This window comes from Mesorhizobium sp. M0088 (genome assembly GCF_040322895.1).
Classification (GTDB): domain Bacteria; phylum Pseudomonadota; class Alphaproteobacteria; order Rhizobiales; family Rhizobiaceae; genus Mesorhizobium.
On the sequence record NZ_JAMYUI010000018.1, the window covers coordinates 58,136 to 81,797 of the forward strand.

Consider the following 23,662-nt stretch of genomic DNA (forward strand, 5'->3'; position numbering starts at 1 on the left):
CGTCAACAGGCTGTCACCGGCCTGTCATGACCCTGGGCTACCCGCTTGCGGCAAAGCAAATGGGGAATCATCTTGCCATGACGGACGTTTCCGCAGATCTGGTTTTTCGCCGCGGCAAGGAAGTTGGAAAGGCCGTCTACCAGAACCGGCCGCTGTCGAAGGCCGGCATTTCGGAGCGGCTGTTCGCCTTCCTGTTCTCCGGCCTCGTCTATCCGCAGATCTGGGAAGACCCCGATGTCGACATGGAGGCGATGCAGCTTGGCCAGGGCCACCGCGTCGTCACCATCGCCTCGGGCGGCTGCAACATCCTGGCCTACCTCACGCGCTCGCCGGCCCGGGTCGACGCCGTCGACCTCAACACCGCGCACATCGCGCTGAACCGCATGAAGCTGGAGGCGGTGCGCCATTTGCCATCGCAGGGCGACCTGTTCCGCTTCTTCGGCGCCGCCGACACCAGCCACAATTCGAAAGCGTATGACCGTTTCATCGCGCCGCATCTCGATCCTGTCAGCCGTCACTACTGGGAGCGCCGCAACTGGCGCGGCATCAGGCGCATCACTGTGTTCGACCGCAATTTCTACCAGACCGGCCTGCTCGGCCTGTTCATCGCCATGGGCCATCGCACGGCAAAGTTCTTCGGCGTCGACCCCGCCGGCATCATGCAGGCCAGGAACATCGGCGAGCAGCGCCGATTCTTCAACGAGGAGCTGGCGCCGGTCTTCGACAAGAAGCTTTTGAAATGGGCGACGTCGCGCAAGGCCTCGCTATTCGGCCTCGGCATCCCGCCGGCGCAGTATGATTCGCTGATCACTTCTGGCGACGGCACCATGGCCAGCGTGCTGAAAGCCCGGCTGGAAAAGCTCGCTTGCGATTTTCCACTGGAGAACAACTATTTCGCCTGGCAGGCCTTCGCCCGGCGCTATCCGAACCCCGGCGAGGCCGCCCTGCCCGCCTATCTCGAAAAACAGAATTACGAGACCATCCGCGGCAATGTCGACCGCGTCGCCATCCACCATGCCAATCTGATCGAATTCCTCGCCGGCAAGGATGCAGGCTCCGTCGACCGCTTCGTCCTGCTCGACGCACAGGACTGGATGACCGATGACCAGCTCAACGCGCTGTGGGCGGAGATCACCCGTACCGCGTCGGCCGGCGCCCGCGTCATCTTCCGCACCGCCGCCGAGCCCAGCCTGTTGCCGGGCCGCGTCTCCAACTCGCTGCTTGAGCAGTGGGATTATCAGGACGAGGCTTCGCGCGAATTTTCGGCCCGCGACCGCTCGGCCATCTATGGCGGCTTCCACCTCTACCTAAAGCGCGCGGCATGAGCACCAGCGAGCTGCCGACCAGCCCCGAATTCAAGGCCAACCATGCCGAACTGATGGACGGCGTCTACCGCTGGCAGCGCCACATCTACGACCTGACACGCAAATACTATCTTCTCGGCCGCGACCGGCTGATCGCGGGGCTCGATGTGCCCGCCGGCGGTACCGTGCTGGAACTCGGCTGCGGCACCGGCCGCAACATCATCCTGGCCGCGCGTCGCTATCCCGACGCGCGTTTCTTCGGCCTCGACATTTCGGCCGAGATGCTGGAGACGGCCAGCGCGGCGATTGCCCGCGAGGGCCTGCTCGATCGTGTCACGCTCGCCCAGGGCGACGCCACGGCATTCGATGCCAGGGCGCTGTTCGGACGCAATAGCTTCGACCGTGTCTTCGTGTCCTATTCACTGTCGATGATCCCCGGCTGGGAAAAAACAGTATCGGCAGCGCTTGCCGCCCTGTCGCCGAACGGTTCGCTGCACATCGTCGATTTCGGCCAGCAGGAAGGCCTGCCTGGCTGGTTCCGAGCGCTGCTGCGCGGCTGGCTGAAAAAGTTCCACGTCACGCCGCGTGAATCGTTGCGCGAGGTGCTGGAATCAGAATCGCGGCGAACCGGTGCAAGCTTCCGTTTCCGCACGCTTTATCGCGGCTATGCCTGGCTGGCGGTTATCAAGATCACTTCCTGAATATTGCCGTGGGAAAGGCACATAAAGGCGAAGCAGCCACGATCCGTTGGATCAACGTTGCCTTATGAACCCGAGAGCGGTACACTATCTCACATGCATGGAAGCATGTGGTGATCATCGGCTTCAGGGATGAATGGCTGCGGGCCTTCTTCGTGGAAGACACCCATTCTCGCAACATTCCGTCCGATCTCGAAAGCCGTTTGTTCCGCAAGCTCCAGATGATTGACGACGCGATGATCGATCAGGATTTGCGTGTGCCGCCCAGCAATCATTTCGAGAAGCTGCGCGGCTTTCTCGAAGGCTTCCATTCAATACGCGTCAACAAGCAATGGCGGCTGATCTTCCGCTGGGACGGCGGCCGCGGTGAGGCGTCGGACATCTATCTCGACGACCACAGCTATAGATGAGGTGAGAACATGTTGATGACCGCACGCAAGCCGGCAACGGTTGGCGAAATTCTCACGGAAGAATTCATGCAGCCGCTTGGCCTGACGCAGGCGGCTTTGGCCGAGGCGATGGGGGTCCAGCGCAAGCATGTGAACGAATTGTGCAACGACCGCCGCAACGTGACGGCGGCGACCGCGCTTATTCTGGCGCGGGTGTTCGGCAACAGCCCGGACTTCTGGTTGAACGTCCAGCGCCGCAGCGATCTTTGGCAGGTCATGAACTCGCCCGACGAGCGGGCGCGAGTTGACCGCGCCAAGCCATTGGCGACAGCTGCATAGCAAAGAGTTTGCGCCGCGCTAATGCAGCGCCTTGATCAGCGCCCCCACCATCGTCTGCGGCCGGTAGCCGAACTTGGCAGGCGTCAGCCCTAGCCGCACCACCACCAACTGCTCCGAAGGGATGATGGCGACCGTCTGCCCGTCATGGCCTTCCATCCAATACGTGTCCTTGGGCAGGCCTGCCGCGACGCCGGCGCCGGGGTTTTCCTCATCGCCCGGGGCCTCGATCCACAACTGACCCTTGCCGTAGACCTTCGAGGCGGATGCCGGCTCGCGCATCCAGTCGACGAAACCGGTTGGCAGGATCTGGTTGCCGTTCCACACCCCGCCCTGCAGCAGGAACTGGCCGAAGCGCGCCCAGTCATGCGCGGTCGCGTAAAGATAGGACGAGCCGACGAAGGTGCCCTGCTCGTCCGTCTCGAGCACCGCGCTATGCATGCCAAGCGGCTCGAACAGGGCGGTGCGCGGCCATGTCAGCGCCTTGGCCTTGTCGCCGACCGCGTCCTGCCAGAGGCGCGACAGCATCACCGCCGTACCGCTCGAATAGGAAAACACTTTGCCGACCTCGGCCGCCAGCGGCTTTGATTCGGCAAAGCTCGCCATGTCAGGTTCGAGATAGAGCATGCGCGTGACGTCGGCGACGTCGCCATAATCCTCGTTGAACTCCAGCCCGCTCGACATCGCCATCATCTCGGCAAGGCTGATGGCGGCGCGGCCGTCCGCCTTCCACGGCGCGAACAGGTTTTTGTCGTCGAAAGCCATCTTGCCGTCCTTGACCAACGTACCGACGATGGCGGCGTTCACCGTCTTCGTCATCGACCAGCCGAGCAGCGGCGTCTTGGCGGAAAAGCCGTCGCCATAGCGCTCGGCGACGACGCGGCCATTCTTGACCACCACCACCGCCCGCATGCCGGTGCCGGTCAGCGCCGCATCGTCGAGCAGTTTGGCAACAACCGGATCCTGCGATGCCTCAACCCGCTCGCCTTCCGGCCACAGGTCGCCCATGGTGGCCGCCGACGGCTCCGCCTGGATCGCGGTCCGCCGCGCCTTGCCGACATCGCCGTCCGGAACCGAAGCGCAGCCCAACCCGTCGCGGGCGACGGCGACGCTCTTGCCGAGGAACCCGAACAGACCGGCAGACACCGTTCCCCTGTTCTTGTCCACCGAAACACGCATTAACCGCAGCAGGGGATGCCCGGGCGCCTGCACGTCGACGGCCAGCACCTCATTGGGATCGCGGCCGGCAATGAAGACGTTCGAACAGACGATCTTGGCCGAGTAACCCGAGCCGACCCTGATCAACTCCGGCGGGGAGATATAAAGCCAGGCAAAAAGCGCGGCGATCGCCAAAACGATCAGGCCAAGCAGCCATTTGACGATCTTGACGACGATCCGCATTTATTTCCTCCGGGCCCTGCGCGAGCCCTTATGTCATCGATTTTCGCCATTGCTTCCGCAAATCACAAAGCTTGTCGAGCGCCATCAACGGATTATCAACCATGATCGGCGATCACAGGATATGCTGAGCGATGCTGTGGGGCGATCGCTCGGAGGGGGCCCAATCACAAGCCGGCCATCAGGTATAGACCCATCAGCGACCGGCTGAATCCGGCTCGGGAATTGCGATGCGCCGTCTTGCGGGCTTCATTATGCTAGCGCTGCTTGGCGCGTGCTCGACAGTAGACGATCTCTCGCCGCTGTCGCCGTCGGCGTCGAGCAGCCCGACGGTCACTGTCCGGGCGCCGCGCTTTGCCGATTCCAAGCCGCATGAATGGGAGAGCGGCGCGCCTTGGAACTATGCCGTCCACGGCACCGATGTTTCCAAATACCAGACCTCGGTCGACTGGCCGGCGGCCAAGGCCAGCGGCATCTCCTTCGCCTTCATCAAGGCGACCGAGGGCGGCGATCGCTTCGATGAATACTTCAACGAGCATTGGACCCGGACCAAAGCTGCGGGCGTTCCCCGCGCCGCCTATCACTTCTACTATTTCTGCACCCCGGCTGCCGTGCAGGCGCGCTGGTTCATCCGCAACGTCCCCGTCGATCGCTCGGCGATGCCGCCGGTCCTCGACATGGAATGGAACCCACAATCGCCGACCTGCAGGCTGCGTCCCGACGCCGCCACGGTGCGCGCAGAGATGACCACCTTCCTCGAGATCGTCGAACGCCACTACGGCAAGAAGCCGATCATCTACACCTCGGTCGACTTCTTCGACGACAACGGCCTGGCGGGGTTCCGCGGCTATCCGTACTGGCTGCGTTCTGTCGCCGGCCATCCACGTGAGAAATACGGCAGCCACCCCTTCACATTCTGGCAGTACACAGGAACCGGGATCATTCCGGGCATGACCGGCAAGGCCGACATCAACGTCTTCAACGGCAGTGAAGCCACCTGGAACAAGTGGCTGCGGCAGAACACCCGTTGACACCGGTTCAACGGCAGCACCGCCCTGCACCAAATCACTCCAGCAGAGCTTCCGTTGAACCGGTGCAGCGGCACAGAAGCCGGCGGAATAAGGGGCTGCGGCACAAGAACCGTTGACACCGGGCCTGCCGCCTGCTTTTCGACACAGCCAGGGTGAAAAGTGCAACCGCCGGCAATTCAGGGCGTTGGGCCTCCGGGGGAGCACAACAACTGCCCGCTATTCGTTTCGAGAGGAAGCTGATGCGACTGCGTTCCAAAGTCCTCGCGGCTGCGCTGACCCTGTGTGCCACGGCCTTGCCGGCAATGGCGCAGGAATGCGGCGGCGACTTCGAGACGTGGAAGCAGGGCGTCGCCGCGGAAGCCAAGGCGGCCGGCGTCGGCACTGCCGGTCTCGACGCCCTTGAAGCGGCAACCTTCGACGACAAGGTGTTGGCACGCGACCGCGCCCAGGGCGTCTTCACCCAAACCTTTGTCGACTTTTCCAACCGCATGATCTCGGCCTATCGCCTGAAGCAAGGTGCGGCGAACATGAAGAAATACGCGGATGTCTTCGCCCGCGCCGACCAGCAGTTCGGCGTTCAGGCGCCGATCATCGCCGCCTTCTGGGCGCTGGAGACCGATTTCGGCGCCGTGCAGGGCGACTTCCACACGCTGAGCGCCCTGGTGACGCTGTCGCATGATTGCCGCCGCCCGCAACTGTTTCGGCCTCAGTTGATACCGCTTCTGCAATTGATCGATCGCGGCGTGCTGCCGGCCAACGTCACGGGCGCCTGGGCCGGCGAGATCGGCCAGACGCAGATCCTGCCCTCCGACTATCTGGCACGCGGCGTCGACGGCGACGGCGACGGCAAGATCGACCTGCGCGGCAGCGTGCCCGATGTGATCATGACCACCGCCAACAAAGTGCTGTCGCGCGGCTGGAAACGCGACCAGCCCTGGATCCAGGAAGTCCGCGTGCCCGAAGACATGCCGTGGGACCAGACCGGTCGCACCAACAAGCTGCCGCTGTCGCAGTGGGCGCAATGGGGCGTCACCTACCCCAGCGGCGCGCCGCTGGTCGACAACGGCCTCAAGGCAGGCTTGGCGCTGCCCATGGGCCGTAAGGGGCCCGCCTTCCTCGCTTATGACAATTTCGACGTCTATCTCGAGTGGAACCAGTCCTTCACCTATGCGCTGACCGCGGCCAACCTCGCCGCCAGGTTGGGGGGCGCAAAACAGTTCGACCCGCGCAATCCCGAGACCGGTCTAAACAACGATCAGATGAAGGCTCTGCAGACCAAGCTCGAAGCCAGGGGCTACGACGTCGGCACCGTCGACGGCATTCTGGGCACCAACACCCGCGAAGCCATCCGCAAGGAACAGATGCGCCTCGGCATGGCCGTGGACGGCTGGCCGACACCGGAGCTTTTGGGGAAGCTTTAGCGAATAGCGAATAGCGAATAGCGAATAGCGAATAGAAGGTAGTCCTTCCTTGCTGCTGTCTCGGCAAATCTTCCCTATTCGCTACTGGCTATTCCCTATTCGCTAATCCGCCATCGTCTCCAAACTGGCAAACCCCTGCGGCGCGTCGCCCTCGTCGAACGGCGTCGTCACCTCGACGAAGGTGTCGGGGTAAAAGCCGTTGAAGCGGGTCCTCAGCGAGAGCGAATAGGCGCCGATATGGCCGATCTCGATCCAGTCGCCGGTGTCGACCGTTTCCGGCAGCCAGAACGGCCGCGACAGGATGTCGACGGAATCGCAGGTCGCCCCGCAGACCTTGAACGGCACGATGTTCTTTTCCTCGCCATTGCGCGAGCGGATCGCCGGATCAGGAATGAAGCGGGCCGGCAGCGTGATCTTTCCGGTCCATGAATCCGACAGCGACGCCCAGATGCCGTCATTGATGTAGAGCCGCTTGCCCTTGCGCAGCAGCACCCGCACGATCAGCGACAGGCAGCGCGCCACGATCACGCGGCCCGGCTCGGCCACCAGCGGCATCTGGTCGAACTGATACTCTTTCAGATCGCCCGAAAGCCGCGACATGATCTGGCCGAGCGACGGCATCTCGATCTGCTTGCGGTTGGGGTCATGGCCGTATTCGGCGGGGAAACCGCCGCCGACGTCAAGCCCTGCAATATCGAAGGTCAGCCGGTTGCGCACCCAATCGGCGGAGGCCAGCGCCCGCTCATAGGTGTCGGGATCCTCGATCTGACTGCCCACATGAAAACACAGGCCAACCTTGTATCCGGTACGGTTCAGCCGCTCGGCAAGTTCGACGGCATAGGCCGGCCCGGCGCCGAACTTCTTCGACAACTCGTAAGCGGCATGCCCCTTGGTCTGCACCCGCACGAACACGCTGATCGAGCCCGGATCGATGTCGAGCGCCCGCACCACCCGTGTCAGCTTGGTGATCTCGTCCTCGTGATCCAGCGAAATGACGCGGATGGCGTATTTCTCCAGCGCCAGCTTGATATCCGACTGGGCCTTGACCGGATGCATGTAGAGCATCTCGGCATCGGGAGAGACGGCACGCACGGCGGCGAACTCGCCCGGCGACGCGACGTCGAAAGCCTTGACGCCGGCTTCGACCAGGGTCTTCAGCACGATCTGCTCGCCATTGGTCTTGACCGCATAGGCGGTCTTGCCCGGGAACATGCCCATGAACTGCCTGGCATCCGCCATCAGCACCTGCGGGCGGAAGCAATAGACCGGATCGTCCGGGCGAAGCGCCAGTGCCGCCTCGCGGGCATTCTCGAATCGCTGCATCGACGAATCCTTGATCTAGCCTGCGCACAATTAATCCAAGCTAGCGGCTAATGAAAACAATTCTGTGTCTCGTACGGCTGACGCTGGGGCGCTAGGTCTTGGCGGCAGGCGTTTGCCATCAATCACGTTTCGGGTGGCCCTTGTCGCCGAACCGGATATGGCTTCTGCCTGACTGGCATACGTCTGGGAGGGCGACTCACATGGCAATGGCCGCGACATCCGCACCACGCGGGCCGATGGTGCTCAAGGATTGGGGGCAACTCCTGCTGCTCGGCGCGATCTGGGGCGGCTCGTTCTTCTTCGCGCGCATCGCGGTGGCGGAACTCCCCCCGCTGGTGCTGGTGCTGTTTCGCGTCGCCATTGCCGCGATTGCGCTGCAGATCTATCTCGGTCTGCGTGGCCCGTCCTTTCGCCTCGCGCTTCCGCATGCCGGCCTGTTCTTCCTGCTGGCGCTCACCAACAATGTCGTGCCCTTCTCGCTGATCTTCGCCGGCCAGACGGAGCTCGGAGCCGGCATCGCCTCGGTGCTCAACGCGACAACGCCGTTCTGGACGTTGATCCTCGCCAACGCGCTGACATCGGACGAAAAGCTGTCCTGGAACAAGCTCGCCGGCATTGCGCTCGGCATCGCCGGCACGGCTGTCATGATCGGCCCCGGCCTGCTTGCCGGGCTCGGCGGCCCGGTCTGGGCCAAATTCGCGCTGATCGGGGCTTCGCTGTCCTATGCCGTCGCGCTGATGGTTGCCCGCCGCTTCAGGGGCGTGCCCTCGCCGATCATCGCCACCGGACAGTTGACGGCATCGACCATCATCATGATCCCGATCGTGCTCTTCACCTACGGTCCATCCGGCCTGTTCTCGGCCTCGCCGCCGGTCTGGGCGGCGGTGCTGGCACTGGCGCTGCTGTCGACCGCCTTCGCCTACATCCTCTATTTCAACCTCGTCGCCTCGGCCGGCGCCACCAATGCCTCGCTGGTCACGCTTGTCGTACCGGCCAGCGCGATGCTGCTCGGCTTCCTGTTCCTTGGCGAGCGGCTGGAACTGTTCGAAATCGGCGGCGTGGTGCTGATCGCGCTCGGCCTCGTCACCATTGACGGGCGGTTGTTCGGCCGACGTTAGAGCGCCGCGCGTCCACTGGACGCGCAAAGGATGCTCTAACCACCCAATTGCCCCGCATCGCGAAAGTTGAATTCGGCTTCCGCAGCGGTAGCGCTGCCATGACACGGCAGCGACACGAGTCGGCCACATTTTATTCACAGGCCTGAAGCCGGTTTTTGCTTAGGAGTTTCAAAGCCTAACGGCAAAAGACATGTCGCGGATTTCACAATCACGTCGCAATGCAGCACATTTTCCGCTTGCCTGTGGCACAAATGAACCTAGACTCCGTGACATAGCTCTTTAAGAGGAGGCTATGTCATGGGACTTACGAGGCCTATCAACGCATTGATGATCTGTGCTGCGTTCGCCTTTATCGGAGCCCTTATTATGGGCTTCCTTCCCTGACCGCCAAAGCGGGGAAGACCAGCACCCAAATAGTCCAACCAATTCAAAAGGCCGGGTTTTTCCCGGCCTTTTGTCGTTCAACCCACTCTCATGCCGCAGCTGATCCGGCGGCCGCCGCCTCGTGCGAGCGGATGCCGATCATATGACAGATGGCAAAGACCAGATCGGCGCGGTTCATGGTGTAGAAGTGGAAATCGCCGACACCGCGCTCGACAAGGTCCATCACCTGTTCGGCCGCCACCGCCGACGCCACCAGCGCATGCGTCTGCGGGTCCCGGTCGAGGCCTTCGAAACGCTCCGCCAGCCAGCCGGGCACATGCGCGCCCGCCCTCGCGGAAAAGTTCGCGACCTGCTTGAAACTGTGAACCGGCTGGATACCCGGCACGATCGGGATGTAGATGCCGGCGCGGCGGACGCGCTCGACATAGCGCTCGTAGAGATCGTTGTCGAAAAAGAACTGAGTGATGGCACGCGTCGCGCCATTGTCGACTTTGCGCTTCAGCATCTCGATGTCGGTGGCGAAATCGGGGCTTTGCGGGTGCTTTTCCGGATAAGCCGCGACGGAGATGTCGAAATCAGCAATCGCCTTGAGCCCGGCGACCAGCTCCGCGCCGTTCTCGTAGCCACCGGGATGCGGCCGGTACGGTTCGCCGACGCCGGAAGCCGGATCGCCGCGCAGCGCCACGAACCGGTTGATGCCGATCGATTTGTAATCCTGGATGACCGCGTCGACCTCGTCGCGCGTTGCCCCGACACAAGTCAGATGCGCCGCTGCAGGAATACCGGTTTCCGTCAGGATGCGCTTTACAGTGCGCGCGGTGCGCTCTCGCGTCGAGCCGCCGGCGCCGTAGGTCACCGAGACGAATTTCGGCTTCAGCGGCTCCAGCCTCGTCACCGTCTCCCACAGCCTCGCTTCCATCTCGTCGGTCTTCGGCGGGAAGAATTCGAAGGAAACCCTGACCTTGTCGCCAATGTCGGGGCGGCGGGAAAAGCGGAACTGGTTCATCAGGCGGTTTCCCTTATCTGCCTTGTGTCGTTGGAAGGATCGGCGATCAAGAGGCGCCGGTCGCGGCCAAGCCAGAGTTTTACGGTGAGCCTGGCCTCGTTGCCGCCACGCGGCTCGAATTCCTGACTGTCTTCAAGATCGAGGCCGGCTTCCGAAAACCAGTCGGCGATCTGCCGGTCGGAAAAGCCGAGCCGCATATGCGCGTGTTCCTCACGCAGGAATTCCAGCGCATGCGGCGCGAAATCGACGATGACCAGGCGTCCGGCCGGACGCAAAAGCCGCGCCGCCTCGTGGATGGCACGGGCGGGATCGTCGAGATAGTGCAGCACCTGATGGATGGTGACGAGATCGAAGGCATCGCGCTCGACCGGCGGTGCGAAGATGTCGCCCTGCCGAACCTGCGCGTTCGAAACGCCTGCCTTGTCCAGATTGGCGCGCGCCACGGTCAGCATCTCGCGCGACATGTCGATGCCGACACCACGCCGATAAAGCGGCGAGAAGATTTCAAGCAGCCGCCCGGTGCCGGTGCCGAGATCGAGCATCGACTGGAACGGCCGCTTGCCGACCAGTTTCAGCATTGCGGCTTCGACGGCGCGGTCCGGCACATGCAGCGATCGGATATGGTCCCAGCTTGCCGCATTCACGGAAAAATACGCGACCGCCCGGTCCTGCCGCTTGCGCTTGACCGAGGCCAGACGCTCAAGATCGCGCTCGACCTGCGGATCGGCGCCGCGAATGCCGGAAACCAGCCCCATGACGAAGTCCCGCGCGGAATCCGCATCCGACAGGCGGAAGAAGGCCCACGACCCCTCCTGGTAGCGGCCGATCAGCCCTGCCTCCAGAAGCAGTTTCAGGTGCCGCGAAACGCGCGGCTGCGACTGGCCGAGAATTTCGGTAAGATCGGAAACCGTGAGGTCACCGCGCGACAGAAGTGCCAGTATGCGCAATCGGCTGGATTCGGCCGCCGCCTTTAACGTATCCACCATAGTGTCGAGCGAGACATGCATCAGCGTATTCTCTTTGAAAAGATATAAACATATGTTTATGTCGATTTTAGCGACCTTGCAAGCGCTATGTCGCTTCCGGACAAGAAAATGCCGCTTGTGTGGCGTTTTAAGAGACGTGGACCATGACTGAAACGCGTGAGATGTTCGAGGCGCGCGAAGGCGAGCAGAGGCTGGAGAACGATCCGGCCTTGATGCCGCCTGATGGCGGGATCGTCTTCATCGGCCGCATTGCCTCGCCATGGACGACGCGCGAAACCTGCCCGAAGAACATGCGCGCCGCGCGCGAGACCGGGCAGAAGGCGGTGCTGACCATCGACACAGCCTACCGAAGTGGCCTGCAGGGGCTGGAGCGCGCCAGCCACGTCATCATCCTATCCTGGCTGCATCATGCGCCGCGGGACCTGATTGTGCAGAAACCGCGCCATGCCGCTGAAGCGAAAGGTGTATTTTCGCTGCGCTCCCCTGCCCGCCCCAACCCCATCGGGCTGCATGTGGTCCGGCTCGTCGCGCTCGACCAACGCACCGGCCGCATCGACCTCGACGCCATCGATGTGCTCGACGGCACGCCGGTCATCGACATCAAACCTTATTTCGCCTCGACCGACGCTATTGCCGAGGCGACCATCGAAGGGCGCGACGAGCCCGATCGGACCCGGCGATGACAGCGCCGACCGGCCGCCGCCGCGCCATCGCCAAGGCGCTGACCGCTCTTCTGCCGCTGGCTCCCTATGCCGACATGGAGAAGATCCGCACCGACGCCGGCGCGGTCCACATGAAGACCTTGCCGCCGGGCATCGCCGTATGGCTGGCGACGATTGCCCATATCCGCCACATGCACACCGATTACGAAAAACTGCTGAGCGAAGGCTATGACCGCGACTCGGCGCGTTTCTTCGTCATCGAGCAGACCAACATCGTGCTCACCCGCTGGCGCGCAACCCGCCTGCTCGACGCCGACGACGAGGAGGAATGACCACGGCTACTTCCGCTTCAGCACGGCGACCGCATTGTAGGGCTGGCCATCGGCGTGGCCGACCCAAATCCAGGACAGATTGCCCTTGTAAAACCTGACGGTGATGTTGCCTCCGTCGATGCATTTGTCCTGACCGTAGGTGATGTTCTCGTGGTATTCCGCCGAAATGTCGTCCCTTGACGTCTGTGACAGCGATCCGCCGCAGCCGAGTGACGGATAGTCGATCGACGCGCTGCCATCGTTGATGGTCATGGCGACCGCCCAGTCGGCGCCGGCGTCACCCGCCGGGCTCTGGTGGCCATTGCCTACCCAGGTGCCGCTCAGCGACGGCACGTTCACCGCGCAAGGCAGGTTCTGGAAGATCGGAGTCAATTCGCCGCCGGTTTTCTCGCAGCGATAGGTCTGCCCGCCCTGGCACAATTCCTCGCCTTCGCGCGCGCACTGGGCGCGGGCGTCGCCCGCAGCGGCGAACATCATCATTGCCGCTGTGACGGCCCCAAACCTGCCCATTTTCCCCTCCCGTTCAGACCCGGAACGATAGGGCAATCGCGATCGAATGTATCGGCCAGATCGTCATGGAGGCCGAACAGCGCCGGGCGGGTGGCTCTATGCCTTCTGCCCAGCGCCGCTAGCCTCTCGCCTGCGTGACAGGAGGCCCCGATGAGCCGGACAATGGCAACACAGGACGAGAAGCGACCGCCCGTCGTCGACGACCGCCATGTCGACCCGCACTCCTATCCCGAGGGGGTCGCTTTCCTCGACGGCCAATACCTGCCGATGTCGCAGGCCAAGATCTCGGTGCTGGACTGGGGTTTTCTGCATTCCGACGCAACCTACGACACCGTGCATGTCTGGAACGGCCGCTTCTTCTGCCTCGATTTGCATCTCGACCGCTTCTTCGGCGGGCTGGAAAAGCTGCGCATGACCATCCCCTTCGATCGCGACGGCGTGACCGAAATCCTGCACAATTGCGTGGCGCTGTCGGGTCATCGCGCCGCCTATGTCGAAATGCTGTGCACGCGCGGCGCCTCGCCGACTTTCAGCCGCGACCCGCGCCAGGCGGTCAACCGCTTCATGGCGTTTGCCGTGCCGTTCGGCTCGGTCGCCAATGCCGAGCAGTTGCGGCGCGGCCTGCGGGTCGCCGTCAGCGACAAGATGCGCATTCCGCCGGCCTCGATCGACCCGGCGATCAAGAACTACCACTGGCTCGATCTGGTGCGCGGCCTCTACGATGCCTATGATCGCGGCGCCGAGACCGCGTTGATCCTCGACTTCAACGGCAATGTCGCCGAGGGTCCGGGCTTCAACGTCTTCTGCGTCAGGGACGGCAAACTGTCGACGCCTTCCATTGGCGTGCTGCCCGGCATCACCCGCCGCACTGTCTTTGACCTGTGCGCAGAACAAGGTCTTGCCGCCACCGCGGCCGATGTCAGCGTCACTGCATTGCGCGAGGCCGACGAGGTCTTCATCACCTCGACCGCGGGCGGCATCATGCCGGTGACCGAGATCGACGGCGCGGCGATCGCCAACGGCAAGGTCGGACCGATCACCAGCCGGCTGATGGCGCTCTATTGGGAGAAGCACGAGGATCCGGCGTGGTCGTCTCAGGTGAATTATCCCCGATAGTCAGCAAGGCCTCGAGAAAAACCGCAAGGATTGAGCCCGCCACTTTTGCTTGGGCAGCGCAGCCTGCCCTCAGGCTCGATAGATCCACTGCTCCGGCACGCGCACCGAGATTTCTTCGCCGTCCCTGACCGTTCCCGGCTTCTCGACCCAGGCGACGACGCCGCGCAGCCGCTTCGCCATTTTTGGGAACAGCAACGCGCCAGCTTCGACGTCGGCCATTCCGGCGTTTTCGGCGATCGACCGGCCGGCGATGCGGCAAGGTCCGTTCTGTGCGTCAACCTTGATGGTGACGCCGCCCTTGAAGAACAGCAGCGTGCCGGCCGGCAGCATGGAGAGGTTCGGCACCCCTTCGATCACAAGATTGGCGCCGATCCACTCCGGCCTGATCTCGGCCAGGCCCATGCGCTCGGCGACAACCGCCAGCTCGTCCGCTGCCACGATGGACAATTGCCGTTCGTTGCGCATTTCTGTGCCGCGCGGATACCAGGGCTCGCGCCCGCCCGAGCGCCGCGTCGGTCCGGCATGGAAATCGCCTGATATGCCGTCGAAACCCAGCCGCAATTCGTCCACCGGGCGCGTCTGAAAATGATCCGCCGGTGCCACGTAAAGCGCTGCCGCCTTGGCGGCGAGCTTTCGCGCAGGGATGATTTCGATCGGCTTTTCAGCCTCGGGGAAGAGATCCAGCATGGCGTTCTTTTCTCTCGTCATCCAGCGAATTAGCCGGGCGGACTTCGCGGCGTCCAGTCGAAAGTGCTGATCGTCCGATCAACGTCACCGATGGGATGGCGATCGCCAGGCGAGTGCCGATGCTGGTGCCCTTCGCACCAGCCTGACGCAACAAGACGTATTGCGCGCCAAGGTGTGTTGAGAGTCAGGTCAGGCCGAGCCGGGGAAGCGCAGGAAGCTGCCATTCGCCGGGCGGCCTCACCTGAATATCGACATAGCTAGAGCATCCGCAACAGCGCGCCGCCTATCGAATACCCCGCGCCAAAGGCGCAGATCAGGCCGAAATCGCCGGGCTTCATGTCGGCGTGGTTCTCCGACAGCGCGACGATGGCGCCGGCGCCCGCCGTGTTGCCAAGCCGCTCCAGCACCATCGGCGCGCGGTCGTGGTCGACCTCGTGGCCGAACGACAGTTTCAGGATCATCGCATTCATGCGTGCATTGGCCTGATGCAGCCAGAAGCGCCTGATCGCCTGCGGCGTCAGCCCGTGCTCGGCCAGGAATTCGACGATGAATTTCTGCCCGGCAACGGTGACTTCCTTGAACACCTTGTTGCCGACCTGCTTGATCAGATTGCCTTCCAGATTGATCATGTAAGGATCATCCTGGGCGGTGCGGGCGTGATAGCCCAGATTGGTGCGGATGTTGTTCGACATCTGCGTCCAGACGCGCGTGTCGAGCACTTCGAAGCGCCCCGGCCGCTTGTCGCCCTTGGCCAGCCCTTCGACCACCATCGACACCGAAGCGTCGCCGAAGATGAAATGCGTCTGCCGGTCGCGAAAATTGAGATGGCCGGTGATGATCTCGGGCGTCGTCACCAGAATGCGCTTGTGCGCGCCCGACCGCACCAAATTGACGGCTATGTGCAAGGCGGCCGCCGCCGAAGAACAGCCAAGCCCCATGTCAAAGCCGGCGCCCTTCGTCCCCAGCGCCTCCTGCATTTCGATGGCGATCGCCGGATAGGGCCGCTGGTGATGCGAGGCCGAGCAGATCACCAGGTCTATATCCGACGGCTGCAGCCCGGCATGGTCGAGGGCCTTCTTCGCCGAGGCTATGCCGAACTCGGCCTCCAGCGACAGCGCATCGTCGGGCCGTGCGGGAATGCGCGGCGCCATCCGGGTCGGGTCGAGGATGCCCTCGCGCTCGATCACATGACGGGTGCGCACGCCCGAGGCGTGGACGATGAAGTCGCTGTCCGATTTCGGCAGCGGCGGCTCGCCAGTATCCTGGCGACGCGCGTTCTCCATGTCGACCCAGGCATTGAAGCTGGCGACCAGTTCTTCATTGGTGATTGTGGGTTCGGGGATCTCAACGCCGATGCCGCTGATGATGACGCGATGCATGTCCAGTCCGTCCCATCCGCAGGCGCTGCGGCTTCATGTGGGCGCCGGAACGCTCCGGCGCAACAGTTTTCTCACCGAGGCGGTTTACGCCGGCTTAAACCAAAGATCTGGGCCGACTGAAGCCGATCCCTCGACATGGCCACAGCCAAAGCCAAGCGGCCCTAAGGCGCCGCGCGACATGGATAATCAAGCTCGTTTTGCGACAATGAAAATGCGCGGAAAGCGCAAAAGCACCTTGCCATCAGCCGTCTTCGGATAGGCCTTGGCGATCTTGGCCGTGTAACATTCGAGGAACATCGCCCTCTCCTCGGCGTCCAGCGGATCGAGGAACGGCTTCAGACCCGTCGATTTCACCCATTCGACGATCGCCTGCGCGTCGGCAAGCGGATGGTTGTAGATGGTGTGCCAGATATCAAGCCGGTCGCTGAGCGGCGACAGCAGGTCATAGTAGAACGACACCGCCGGCAACGGCCCGCGTGCCGCGCCCTTGAGCTTTTCGGCAAATGGCATTTCGGCGGCGGTCTCCCGCATCAGGCGGTGCGAATCCTCGCCCAGATTGTCGGGCATCTGGACGGCAAGTGCGCCGCCTGGGGCGAGGAAGCCCATCAGCCGCTGGAACACCGCCGGATGGGTAGGCAGCCATTGGAACACAGCATTGGCGAAAATCACGTCGACCGGCTCCGCCGGCTGCCATTCGGAGGCATCGGCGAGATCAAAGGTGACCTCGGGCAGGCGCGCCCTCGCCTTCTCGATCATGTCGGGCGAAGTGTCGAAGCCGCTCACCTCAGCATCCGGCCAGCGCTCGACAAGCAGCGCGGTCGAGTTGCCCGGCCCGCAGCCGATGTCGACGACCCGGCGCGGGAAGTCCACCGGCACCTGCGCGACCAAATCCCGCGCGGGCCGCGTGCGCTCGTCTTCGAATTTCAGATATTGGGCGGCGGACCAGTCGGGCTTTTGTGAAACGGCGCTGTTGTTCATCGATAGACCTCGCGTCGGTTGCCTATTTCCACGACCAGGACGACCAGGCGACTATCCCAGAACTGGACGATGATCCGGTAGTCGCCGACGCGAAACCGCCAAGCTTCTTCTTTGCTTGCAGTAAGGCGTTTGGCAAGAACTCTTGGATCGGGATGCGCCGAAACTCTCCCGGCGAGGAATTCGAGGACACGGCGTTGGTCCTTCGTCGAAAGCCTCTCAATGTCCTTCTTAGCGCGCGGCGTGAACTCGACACGCCAGCTCATTCAGTGGCGGGCTTGTTGCTACGCTCGTCGCCTTCACGAAGTTCAAGCTGGCGGATCATCTCCTCCAGCGGGATACGAACACCGTCATCATTCCTGACCCGTTCCTCGGCAATCCTGGCGTCCTGCCAATCCTCGATGGCCTCGAGGATCGCGTCGACTGCAACCTGATCGGTCGTGCGGCCGCTTGCCTTAGCGATGTCGGCCAGTAGCTTTTCAGTCTTTTGCGGCAGTTTCACTGTGATCATGGAAAGCTCCGTCAACCCAATTTAGGCCAAACGACGATTGCCTGCAACGGATCCTGCCCTTACCGCGTCAGCCTCTTGTAGGTCATGCGGTGCGGGTTGACGGCATCAGGCCCGAGGCGACGGATCTTGTCCTGCTCGTAATCCTCGAAATTGCCTTCGAACCATTCGACATGGCTGTCGCCCTCGAAGGCGAGGATGTGCGTCGCCAGGCGATCAAGGAACATACGATCGTGCGAGATGATGACGGCGCAGCCGCCGAAGTTTTCCAGCGCGTCTTCGAGTGCCGCCAGCGTTTCGGTGTCGAGATCGTTGGTCGGTTCGTCGAGCAGCAGCACATTGCCGCCGGTCTTCAACATCTTGGCCAGATGCACGCGGTTGCGCTGGCCGCCGGACAGATTGCCGACCTTCTGCTGCTGGTCGCCGCCACGGAAGTTGAACGACGCGCAATAGGCGCGCGTGTTGGCCTCGAACTTGCCGAGCTTGACCACTTCTGCGCCGCCGGAAATCTCTTCCCACACCGTCTTTGACGGATCGAGCGCATCGCGGCTCTGGTCGACATAGCCGAGCTTGACCGTTTCGCCGACGCGGACCGAGCCCGCATCCGGCTTTTCCTGGCCGGTGATCATGCGAAACAGCGTCGTCTTGCCGGCGCCGTTCGGGCCGATGACGCCGACGATGCCGCCGGGCGGCAGCTTGAATTCCAGGCCGTCGATGAGCAGCGTGTCGCCAAAGCCCTTCGACAGGCCTTCCGCCTCGATCACCACATTGCCGAGCCGCTCGCCATGCGGAATGACGATCTGCGTATCGCTCGGACGCCGCTTGTCGGCTGCATCCAAAAGATCCTGGAACGCCTGGATACGCGCCTTGGACTTGGTCTGGCGAGCCTTCGGGCTCGACTGGATCCATTCGCGCTCGCGGCCGATGGCGCGCTGGCGGGCATCGTCCTCGCGGCCTTCCTGCTTGAGGCGCTTGGCCTTGGCTTCGAGGTATTTGGTGTAGTTGCCCTCATAGGGAATGCCGCGGCCGCGATCGAGTTCGAGGATCCAGCCGGTGACATTGTCGAGGAAGTAGCGGTCGTGGGTGATGATCATCACGGCGCCCGGATAGGCACGCAGATGCTTTTCCAGCCACGCCGTGGTCTCGGCGTCGAGATGGTTGGTCGGTTCGTCGAGCAGCAGAAGGTCGGGCTGGCGCAGCAGAAGCTGGCAAAGTGCGACGCGGCGCCGTTCGCCGCCCGAAAGCTTGGTGACTTCCGAATCCTTGGGCGGGCAGCCCAGCGCTTCCATCGCCATCTCGACCTGCTGTTCGAGATCCCAAAGGTTGAGCCGGTCCATTTCGTCCTGGAGCTTGGCCGACTCGTCGGCCGTCTCGTCGGAATAGTTCATCATCAATTCGTTATAGCGTTCGATGACGGCGGTCTTGGCGGCGACGCCTTCCATGATATTTTCGAACACGGTCTTGTCCGGATCGAGCGCCGGCTCCTGCGCCAGGTAGCCGACAGTTGCGCCTTCGGCCAGCCAGGCTTCGCCGTTCCACTCCTTGTCGAGCCCGGCCATGATCTTGAGGATCGTCGACTTGCCCGAACCGTTGGGGCCGAGGATGCCGATCTTGGCGTCGGGATAGAAGGAGAGATGGACATTCTCGAGCACCTTCTTGGTGCCATAGGCCTTGTTGAGGCCGGCCATGTGATAGATGAACTGGCGTGCCACGCGCGCTTTCCCTGAAAAAATGACTGGCCCAGAAAACTGACTGGATCTGTCGAATTGAGTGGAGGTTGGCCGCTATGTAGGCGATGCGGCGGCGAACGGCAATCGCTTTTGCCATATCTGCCCGGTCACACGCGGAAGTGTCCGCCAACCGCCGAAGTTTTCCACCAGCACGAAGCGTGCTGAAATCTCCGGTTAACTCTTCGGCGTCAAAACAGGATCGGAGTGGAATCGCTCGCTATTCGCGATTTCGAGAAAGAGATCGGGTCGACGGCATTGCTGAACAGTTTCCTGCTCCTTGCCGAAGCGGTCGTCTACTTCAGCGTCATGGTGACGCTTTTCCGCTTCAGACGGCGTATCGGCCTCGGCGTATTCGTCTGCGCGCTCGGTGTCATGCACTTCCTCGAGACCTATCTCGCCAGCGTCTTTTACGTCGCTCTGCCGTTCGGCATGGTCTCGCCTGGCTCGGCGGTGCTGTTTTCCGGCAAGCTGGTCATGCTTTTGCTGCTCTATATGAAGGAGGACGCTGCAACCGTGCGTCAGCCGATCTACGGCCTGCTGCTCGGCAATGCGCTGATGATCGGGCTGGTGCTGCTGCTGCGCCTGCACGTCATCGCGGCACTTCCCGACGGCAGGCTTCCAGACATCGGCTTCATCGACCAGATGGGTTGGCTGATGGTGTGGGGCACGACGCTGCTGTTCGTCGATGCCATCCTGATCATCCTGCTCTACGAAAAGCTTGGTCGGTATCTTCGCAAGGCGCCGTTCGCGCGCATCCTGATTTCGGTCGCTTGCGTGCTGACCTTCGACCAGGCCGGTTTTTTCACCGCCCTGCATTTCGTTGCCGGCGCGCCGATGGCCGTCTTTTTCGGCGGCTGGTTCGCCAAGATGGCGGCGGCGGTGACCTTCAGCACCATGCTCGTTGCCTATCTCAAATGGTTCGAGGAGCGCCAGGTCACTGCGCCGCGCGGATTGACCGATATCTTCGATACGCTGACCTATCGCGAACGCTACGAAGCGCTGGTCGAACATGTCGGCCGCGACGGGCTGACAGGCCTGCTGCATCGCGGGCGCTTCGACGCCGACGGTGAAGCCGCCGTCCAGGTCAGCCTGCGTACCGCCAGGCCGCTCAGCCTGCTGATCATCGATGTCGACCATTTCAAATCGATCAACGACCGTTTCGGCCATGCCGAAGGCGACAAGGTGCTGAAGGCGGTCGCTGCCCTGCTTGGGGAGACGGCAAGCGCCGAAGACCAGGTGTTCCGCATCGGCGGCGAGGAATTCGCCATCCTCAGTTCTCGTCCGCACCCGGTCGCCAGGCTGTTCGGCGAAAGCATTCGCCATGCGATCAAGGGCTCGGCCACCACCAGCCGCTTCGAGCTCACCGTCAGCGCCGGCGTTTCCAGCGTCGGCGAAACCACACGCTGCCTTGCCGACCTGTTCGCGCTTGCCGACCAGCGTCTCTACAAGGCGAAGTCGACCGGCCGCGATCGCGTCGTCGGCGAGCCGGGCGGCCACGAAGCCGACACGGCCGCTGCGTGGACCAAATCCGCACGGATCTAGTTCGTTACGACTTCCTCTGCCGTCGAAAGCCCGTCACGGTTGAAACCGCCATCAGCGCGATCGCCAGCCATTTCAGCGCCGTGATAATCGGCCCGGCCTCGATATCGTAGGCAATGAACAGCAGGATGCCCGGCACCAGCAGGCCGCATAGGATCAGCATGATGCGGTTGATCTGCCACGAGACTTTCGACGCCAACGCCTCGTCGCCGGGCGCGGAAACAAATGCTGCTCGCATCGTCTTGCCGCCGACCAGCATGGCCGAAAGACGCATCGAGATCGGCAGGCCGAGCCCGATGATCAAGAAAGCGCAAGCGGCCAGCAGCGAGGAGAATTTCAACGCGCTGGTGTCCGCCGGCACCGGAAACAGCAACGTCGCCAGCGGCAGGAAGGCGCCGAAAATGCCGATCGCCGCGATAATGATGAAGATCACCGCATTGACGATCGTGAACAGCTGGTACGTGCCGACGCCGATCGGTTCGGAGAGCGTTCGCATGCGTGCCCATTCGGCGTCGGTATACGAAAAGCCCGGCCATTCCATGCGGGCATCGTTTATCGAGACCATGCCCTTGGCCCAGAAAGCCAGCCGCGCCAGCGCGCTGCTCGTCATGCCATCCATTGCCGCCCCCGCCAGAATGATGCGCTCGCAGCATAGCACCAGGGCACGGCAGGGCGACAGTCCGGTACCTCTGTTGAGAGTTACTGGAAGCCGATCGCGTCGACATTGCCTGTCGGGCAACCGGCCTTGTTGGTCGGCACCGAAGCCAGCAGCAGATCCTTGAGCGAGCTGTTCGGGCCGATCGGGCCGGCGAGGCCGAGCGTCAGTTCGCCGATCAGCCGCCTGCCGCTCGACGGATCGATGACACAGGACACACGCACCCGGTCGCCTGCCCCCGCGCCGAAGGCAGTGTCGAAAGCGCCGCGAATCTGGTCCGCCGTCAGCTTGCCGCCGATGTTCTTGGCAAAGAGATCGCGCACCGGCGAGCTGTTCACCGCGCGCATCAGGTTGAGCGCGTCGGAGAAATAGTCCTGCTGGCTCTTGCCGTAGCAGGTGCCGTGCTTGATCCATTCATGCCGCTCGAGGTGGGAGGCCGTTCCAGGCATCACCTGATCGAGCTCCGTGCGGGTGTTGGCGTCCAGATTGACCGGCGGCAGGTCTTTCCAGTGGGCCGGATTGTCGTTGGCCTTGTCGCTCGCCGTCGCCTGGCAATAGAAATTGCCGTTCGGCTGCGGCCACAACCCATGCAAGGTGAAATGCGTCGCGTCGAAATCACCGGCGTTCTGCGCCTTGCATTCGGTCTTGTTCGACTTTGTCTCGCAAAACGCCGGCTGCCAGCTCAGCGCGAAGACGTATTCGGGTTTTCCCGACGCCGCCGGCTTGCCTTGGCCGTCAGGTGCGGCCGGCACGGTCGCCGCGCTGCTGCCGGAAACATGGCCGCAACTGACCTTCACCCAGCGGCGCTCCGGATCGGCGCCCGGCACCAGGATAAGGTAGTGCGTCGGCGCATCCTTGTTGCCGGCAAGCAGCTGGTAGCTCTTCCCGGCATCGGTCGAGACATTGCCGGGGTTCTTGCCGTTCTTGATCGCTTGCGTCGCCGGACAGGCAGCGTCGGCGACGAAGCTGCCGCTCATCTTGACGTCGGCACGCGCCGCCCCGGCCAGCGACGCCGCCAGCATGGCCAATCCGAAAATGACAGCACTACGCATGGAAAATCCCCGGCTGGACAAGTGGGCGACAGACTGAAGCTGTCTCCATGTCAGAATTGCGATATTTTGCTGGCCAAACGCAAGAAACATCGTCGCGAAAAGCGGGTTTGCCGGATTGACGCATAATGTGGGCCGGCGCAAACAAAGCCAACGACGATAATGCAAGGGCGGGACCAGGCGGCATGTCATTCAGCCAGCAGCGCGTGGTTGCCTCGCCGACCGGTGCCGAGCTCAATCTTTTCGTCAGGCAGGCCGACGGCCGGGCACGCGCCGTCGTCCAGATCAATCATGGATTGGCCGAGCACGCGGCGCGCTATGCCCGCTTTGCCGATTTTCTTGGCTCCCGCGGCTTCCACGTCTATGTCCACGATCATCGCGGCCATGGCGCGACCAAGGCGCCCGACGCGCCGCTCGGCAGGTTCGCCGACAGGCATGGCCCCGCCAAGGTGATCGCCGATATCGGCGCCATCCATGACCTCATCGCCAGCGAACAGCCAAACAGACCGGTCATCCTGTTTGGTCATTCGATGGGGGCATCCGTGGCGTTGAATTTCCTTTTAAGTCATTCGCCACGCGTCCATGCCGCCGCGATCTGGAACGGCAATTTCTCCCAAGGCCTGCTCGGGCAGGTGGCGCTGGGCGTCCTTGCCTGGGAGAGAATGCGGCTCGGCTCCGACGTGCCATCGCGTCTGTTGCCGAAGCTCACCTTCCAGGCCTGGGGCAAAGCGGTGCCCAACCACCGCACATTGTTCGACTGGCTGTCGCGCGACGAGGCGGAAGTGGCGAAATACATCGCCGATCCGCTCTGCGGCTGGGATGCTTCGGTGTCGATGTGGCGCGACGTCGTCGGCATGGCGCTGAACGGCGGCAAGGATGCCGGCTTTGCCGGTATCCGACGCGACCTGCCCGTCAGCATCGTCGGCGGCGAAAGGGATCCCGCCTCGGATTATGGCAAAGGGATCACGCATCTTGCCGGCCGCATGCGCGCGATGGGCTTTTCGAATCTGGTTTCAAAGGTTTACGCCGACACCCGCCACGAAAGCCTGAACGAGGTGAACCGCGACACCATCATGGATGATTTCGCCATTTGGGCCGAAGAAGTCCTCAAAGCGTGACGGATTGG

At 62.8% G+C, this 23,662-nt stretch carries 25 protein-coding genes; 12 read left to right on the forward strand and 13 right to left on the reverse strand.

Annotated features, from left to right (window positions below):
• The first annotated feature begins 26 nt into the window (after positions 1-26).
• The 4 genes from NKJ67_RS21860 (at position 27) to NKJ67_RS21875 (ending at position 2,730) form a co-directional block, all read left to right on the forward strand.
• Positions 27-1,325 (forward strand): BtaA family protein, encoded by a 1,299-nt coding sequence (locus tag NKJ67_RS21860; RefSeq protein WP_352583010.1) that lies wholly within the window; start codon positions 27-29, stop codon positions 1,323-1,325.
• On the forward strand, positions 1,322-2,005 hold the full coding sequence (locus NKJ67_RS21865) for a class I SAM-dependent methyltransferase (RefSeq protein ID WP_256746972.1): 684 nt from the start codon (positions 1,322-1,324) through the stop codon (positions 2,003-2,005). The genes NKJ67_RS21860 and NKJ67_RS21865 overlap by 4 nt, the downstream gene beginning before the upstream one ends.
• A 110-nt stretch (positions 2,006-2,115) precedes the next feature.
• Positions 2,116-2,412 carry a type II toxin-antitoxin system RelE/ParE family toxin gene (locus tag NKJ67_RS21870; RefSeq protein ID WP_352583013.1) on the forward strand — a complete coding sequence of 99 codons (297 nt, stop codon included), beginning with the start codon at positions 2,116-2,118 and terminating at the stop codon, positions 2,410-2,412.
• A 9-nt stretch (positions 2,413-2,421) separates the two neighbouring features.
• The gene (locus NKJ67_RS21875; protein WP_023813159.1) at positions 2,422-2,730 is read left to right on the forward strand and encodes a HigA family addiction module antitoxin; all 309 of its coding nucleotides are present in this window, start codon (positions 2,422-2,424) and stop codon (positions 2,728-2,730) included.
• An 18-nt stretch (positions 2,731-2,748) separates the two neighbouring features.
• Here the strand turns inward: NKJ67_RS21875 and NKJ67_RS21880 are convergent, their stop codons facing one another.
• Entirely contained in the window at positions 2,749-4,128 is a 1,380-nt protein-coding gene (locus NKJ67_RS21880) for a serine hydrolase domain-containing protein (protein ID WP_256746971.1), read from the reverse strand.
• Positions 4,129-4,355: 227 nt separating this feature from the next.
• Between NKJ67_RS21880 and NKJ67_RS21885 the strand changes: the two genes are divergently transcribed.
• Together NKJ67_RS21885 and NKJ67_RS21890 are read left to right on the forward strand one after the other, a co-directional pair.
• Entirely contained in the window at positions 4,356-5,156 is an 801-nt protein-coding gene (locus tag NKJ67_RS21885) for a glycoside hydrolase family 25 protein (protein ID WP_256746970.1), read from the forward strand.
• 239 nt (positions 5,157-5,395) lie between these two features.
• Positions 5,396-6,577: a lytic murein transglycosylase gene (locus NKJ67_RS21890; protein WP_352583015.1), complete on the forward strand. Its 1,182-nt coding sequence runs from the start codon at positions 5,396-5,398 to the stop codon at positions 6,575-6,577.
• A 102-nt stretch (positions 6,578-6,679) separates the two neighbouring features.
• Here NKJ67_RS21890 and NKJ67_RS21895 read toward each other — a convergent pair whose 3' ends face one another.
• On the reverse strand, positions 6,680-7,900 hold the full coding sequence (locus NKJ67_RS21895) for an alanine racemase (RefSeq protein ID WP_013530936.1): 1,221 nt from the start codon (positions 7,898-7,900) through the stop codon (positions 6,680-6,682).
• A gap of 200 nt (positions 7,901-8,100) precedes the next feature.
• On the opposite strand from NKJ67_RS21895, the gene NKJ67_RS21900 reads away from it, so the two are divergent.
• Positions 8,101-9,018 carry a DMT family transporter gene (locus tag NKJ67_RS21900; RefSeq protein ID WP_352583017.1) on the forward strand — a complete coding sequence of 306 codons (918 nt, stop codon included), beginning with the start codon at positions 8,101-8,103 and terminating at the stop codon, positions 9,016-9,018.
• A 472-nt stretch (positions 9,019-9,490) separates the two neighbouring features.
• Here NKJ67_RS21900 and metF read toward each other — a convergent pair whose 3' ends face one another.
• Positions 9,491-10,408, reverse strand: coding sequence for a methylenetetrahydrofolate reductase [NAD(P)H] (metF, locus tag NKJ67_RS21905; RefSeq protein ID WP_352583019.1), 918 nt, complete (start codon positions 10,406-10,408; stop codon positions 9,491-9,493).
• Entirely contained in the window at positions 10,408-11,415 is a 1,008-nt protein-coding gene (locus NKJ67_RS21910; protein ID WP_023813166.1) for an ArsR/SmtB family transcription factor, read from the reverse strand. Before NKJ67_RS21910 ends, metF begins: the two co-directional genes overlap by 1 nt.
• A gap of 122 nt (positions 11,416-11,537) precedes the next feature.
• Here NKJ67_RS21910 and tsaA point away from each other — a divergent pair, with 122 nt between their 5' ends.
• Entirely contained in the window at positions 11,538-12,077 is a 540-nt protein-coding gene (tsaA, locus tag NKJ67_RS21915) for a tRNA (N6-threonylcarbamoyladenosine(37)-N6)-methyltransferase TrmO (protein WP_023813167.1), read from the forward strand.
• Complete coding sequence (locus NKJ67_RS21920; RefSeq protein WP_127260329.1) at positions 12,074-12,388, forward strand: DUF2293 domain-containing protein; 315 nt, start codon at positions 12,074-12,076, stop codon at positions 12,386-12,388. The genes tsaA and NKJ67_RS21920 overlap by 4 nt, the downstream gene beginning before the upstream one ends.
• Before the next feature lie 6 nt (positions 12,389-12,394).
• On the opposite strand, the gene NKJ67_RS21925 is transcribed toward NKJ67_RS21920, so the two are convergent.
• Positions 12,395-12,898 (reverse strand): hypothetical protein, encoded by a 504-nt coding sequence (locus tag NKJ67_RS21925; protein ID WP_352583022.1) that lies wholly within the window; start codon positions 12,896-12,898, stop codon positions 12,395-12,397.
• 150 nt (positions 12,899-13,048) lie between these two features.
• Between NKJ67_RS21925 and NKJ67_RS21930 the strand changes: the two genes are divergently transcribed.
• Complete coding sequence (locus NKJ67_RS21930; protein WP_352583023.1) at positions 13,049-14,014, forward strand: D-amino acid aminotransferase; 966 nt, start codon at positions 13,049-13,051, stop codon at positions 14,012-14,014.
• Positions 14,015-14,083: 69 nt separating this feature from the next.
• Here the strand turns inward: NKJ67_RS21930 and NKJ67_RS21935 are convergent, their stop codons facing one another.
• The 6 genes from NKJ67_RS21935 to ettA form a co-directional block, all read right to left on the reverse strand.
• Complete coding sequence (locus NKJ67_RS21935) at positions 14,084-14,701, reverse strand: MOSC domain-containing protein (RefSeq protein WP_352583025.1); 618 nt, start codon at positions 14,699-14,701, stop codon at positions 14,084-14,086.
• Between the two features lie 257 nt (positions 14,702-14,958).
• A complete protein-coding gene (locus tag NKJ67_RS21940; RefSeq protein WP_352583027.1) occupies positions 14,959-16,080 on the reverse strand; it encodes a beta-ketoacyl-ACP synthase III in 1,122 nt (373 codons plus the stop codon).
• A 186-nt stretch (positions 16,081-16,266) separates the two neighbouring features.
• The gene (tam, locus tag NKJ67_RS21945) at positions 16,267-17,058 is read right to left on the reverse strand and encodes a trans-aconitate 2-methyltransferase (protein WP_352583029.1); all 792 of its coding nucleotides are present in this window, start codon (positions 17,056-17,058) and stop codon (positions 16,267-16,269) included.
• Entirely contained in the window at positions 17,055-17,321 is a 267-nt protein-coding gene (locus NKJ67_RS21950; RefSeq protein ID WP_352583031.1) for a type II toxin-antitoxin system RelE family toxin, read from the reverse strand. Before NKJ67_RS21950 ends, tam begins: the two co-directional genes overlap by 4 nt.
• Positions 17,318-17,566 carry a DUF6290 family protein gene (locus NKJ67_RS21955; protein WP_352583033.1) on the reverse strand — a complete coding sequence of 83 codons (249 nt, stop codon included), beginning with the start codon at positions 17,564-17,566 and terminating at the stop codon, positions 17,318-17,320. Before NKJ67_RS21955 ends, NKJ67_RS21950 begins: the two co-directional genes overlap by 4 nt.
• Before the next feature lie 59 nt (positions 17,567-17,625).
• Complete coding sequence (ettA, locus tag NKJ67_RS21960; RefSeq protein ID WP_027034974.1) at positions 17,626-19,275, reverse strand: energy-dependent translational throttle protein EttA; 1,650 nt, start codon at positions 19,273-19,275, stop codon at positions 17,626-17,628.
• 273 nt (positions 19,276-19,548) lie between these two features.
• Here ettA and NKJ67_RS21965 point away from each other — a divergent pair, with 273 nt between their 5' ends.
• Complete coding sequence (locus tag NKJ67_RS21965; protein WP_352583112.1) at positions 19,549-20,835, forward strand: GGDEF domain-containing protein; 1,287 nt, start codon at positions 19,549-19,551, stop codon at positions 20,833-20,835.
• A gap of 4 nt (positions 20,836-20,839) precedes the next feature.
• Here the strand turns inward: NKJ67_RS21965 and NKJ67_RS21970 are convergent, their stop codons facing one another.
• Together NKJ67_RS21970 and NKJ67_RS21975 are read right to left on the reverse strand one after the other, a co-directional pair.
• The gene (locus NKJ67_RS21970) at positions 20,840-21,451 is read right to left on the reverse strand and encodes a hypothetical protein (RefSeq protein WP_352583035.1); all 612 of its coding nucleotides are present in this window, start codon (positions 21,449-21,451) and stop codon (positions 20,840-20,842) included.
• An 80-nt stretch (positions 21,452-21,531) separates the two neighbouring features.
• On the reverse strand, positions 21,532-22,539 hold the full coding sequence (locus NKJ67_RS21975; RefSeq protein WP_352583037.1) for a ribonuclease T2 family protein: 1,008 nt from the start codon (positions 22,537-22,539) through the stop codon (positions 21,532-21,534).
• Between the two features lie 182 nt (positions 22,540-22,721).
• On the opposite strand from NKJ67_RS21975, the gene NKJ67_RS21980 reads away from it, so the two are divergent.
• Complete coding sequence (locus NKJ67_RS21980; protein ID WP_352583039.1) at positions 22,722-23,654, forward strand: alpha/beta fold hydrolase; 933 nt, start codon at positions 22,722-22,724, stop codon at positions 23,652-23,654.
• The last annotated feature ends 8 nt before the right edge of the window (positions 23,655-23,662 follow it).

Coding starts and splice junctions, on each gene's coding strand:
- NKJ67_RS21975 (WP_352583037.1), bottom strand. CDS start 22,539: ATGCGTAGTGCTGTCATTTTCGGATTGGCCATGCTGGCGGCGTCGCTG.
- NKJ67_RS21865 (WP_256746972.1), top strand. CDS start 1,322: ATGAGCACCAGCGAGCTGCCGACCAGCCCCGAATTCAAGGCCAACCAT.
- NKJ67_RS21885 (WP_256746970.1), top strand. CDS start 4,356: ATGCGCCGTCTTGCGGGCTTCATTATGCTAGCGCTGCTTGGCGCGTGC.
- NKJ67_RS21890 (WP_352583015.1), top strand. CDS start 5,396: ATGCGACTGCGTTCCAAAGTCCTCGCGGCTGCGCTGACCCTGTGTGCC.
- NKJ67_RS21895 (WP_013530936.1), bottom strand. CDS start 7,900: ATGCAGCGATTCGAGAATGCCCGCGAGGCGGCACTGGCGCTTCGCCCG.
- NKJ67_RS21910 (WP_023813166.1), bottom strand. CDS start 11,415: ATGCATGTCTCGCTCGACACTATGGTGGATACGTTAAAGGCGGCGGCC.
- tam (WP_352583029.1), bottom strand. CDS start 17,058: ATGAACAACAGCGCCGTTTCACAAAAGCCCGACTGGTCCGCCGCCCAA.
- NKJ67_RS21930 (WP_352583023.1), top strand. CDS start 13,049: ATGAGCCGGACAATGGCAACACAGGACGAGAAGCGACCGCCCGTCGTC.
- NKJ67_RS21860 (WP_352583010.1), top strand. CDS start 27: ATGACCCTGGGCTACCCGCTTGCGGCAAAGCAAATGGGGAATCATCTT.
- NKJ67_RS21880 (WP_256746971.1), bottom strand. CDS start 4,128: ATGCGGATCGTCGTCAAGATCGTCAAATGGCTGCTTGGCCTGATCGTT.
- NKJ67_RS21940 (WP_352583027.1), bottom strand. CDS start 16,080: ATGCATCGCGTCATCATCAGCGGCATCGGCGTTGAGATCCCCGAACCC.
- tsaA (WP_023813167.1), top strand. CDS start 11,538: ATGACTGAAACGCGTGAGATGTTCGAGGCGCGCGAAGGCGAGCAGAGG.
- NKJ67_RS21935 (WP_352583025.1), bottom strand. CDS start 14,701: ATGCTGGATCTCTTCCCCGAGGCTGAAAAGCCGATCGAAATCATCCCT.
- NKJ67_RS21875 (WP_023813159.1), top strand. CDS start 2,422: ATGTTGATGACCGCACGCAAGCCGGCAACGGTTGGCGAAATTCTCACG.
- NKJ67_RS21900 (WP_352583017.1), top strand. CDS start 8,101: ATGGCAATGGCCGCGACATCCGCACCACGCGGGCCGATGGTGCTCAAG.
- NKJ67_RS21925 (WP_352583022.1), bottom strand. CDS start 12,898: ATGGGCAGGTTTGGGGCCGTCACAGCGGCAATGATGATGTTCGCCGCT.
- NKJ67_RS21955 (WP_352583033.1), bottom strand. CDS start 17,566: ATGATCACAGTGAAACTGCCGCAAAAGACTGAAAAGCTACTGGCCGAC.
- NKJ67_RS21970 (WP_352583035.1), bottom strand. CDS start 21,451: ATGGATGGCATGACGAGCAGCGCGCTGGCGCGGCTGGCTTTCTGGGCC.
- NKJ67_RS21920 (WP_127260329.1), top strand. CDS start 12,074: ATGACAGCGCCGACCGGCCGCCGCCGCGCCATCGCCAAGGCGCTGACC.
- metF (WP_352583019.1), bottom strand. CDS start 10,408: ATGAACCAGTTCCGCTTTTCCCGCCGCCCCGACATTGGCGACAAGGTC.
- NKJ67_RS21980 (WP_352583039.1), top strand. CDS start 22,722: ATGTCATTCAGCCAGCAGCGCGTGGTTGCCTCGCCGACCGGTGCCGAG.
- NKJ67_RS21950 (WP_352583031.1), bottom strand. CDS start 17,321: ATGAGCTGGCGTGTCGAGTTCACGCCGCGCGCTAAGAAGGACATTGAG.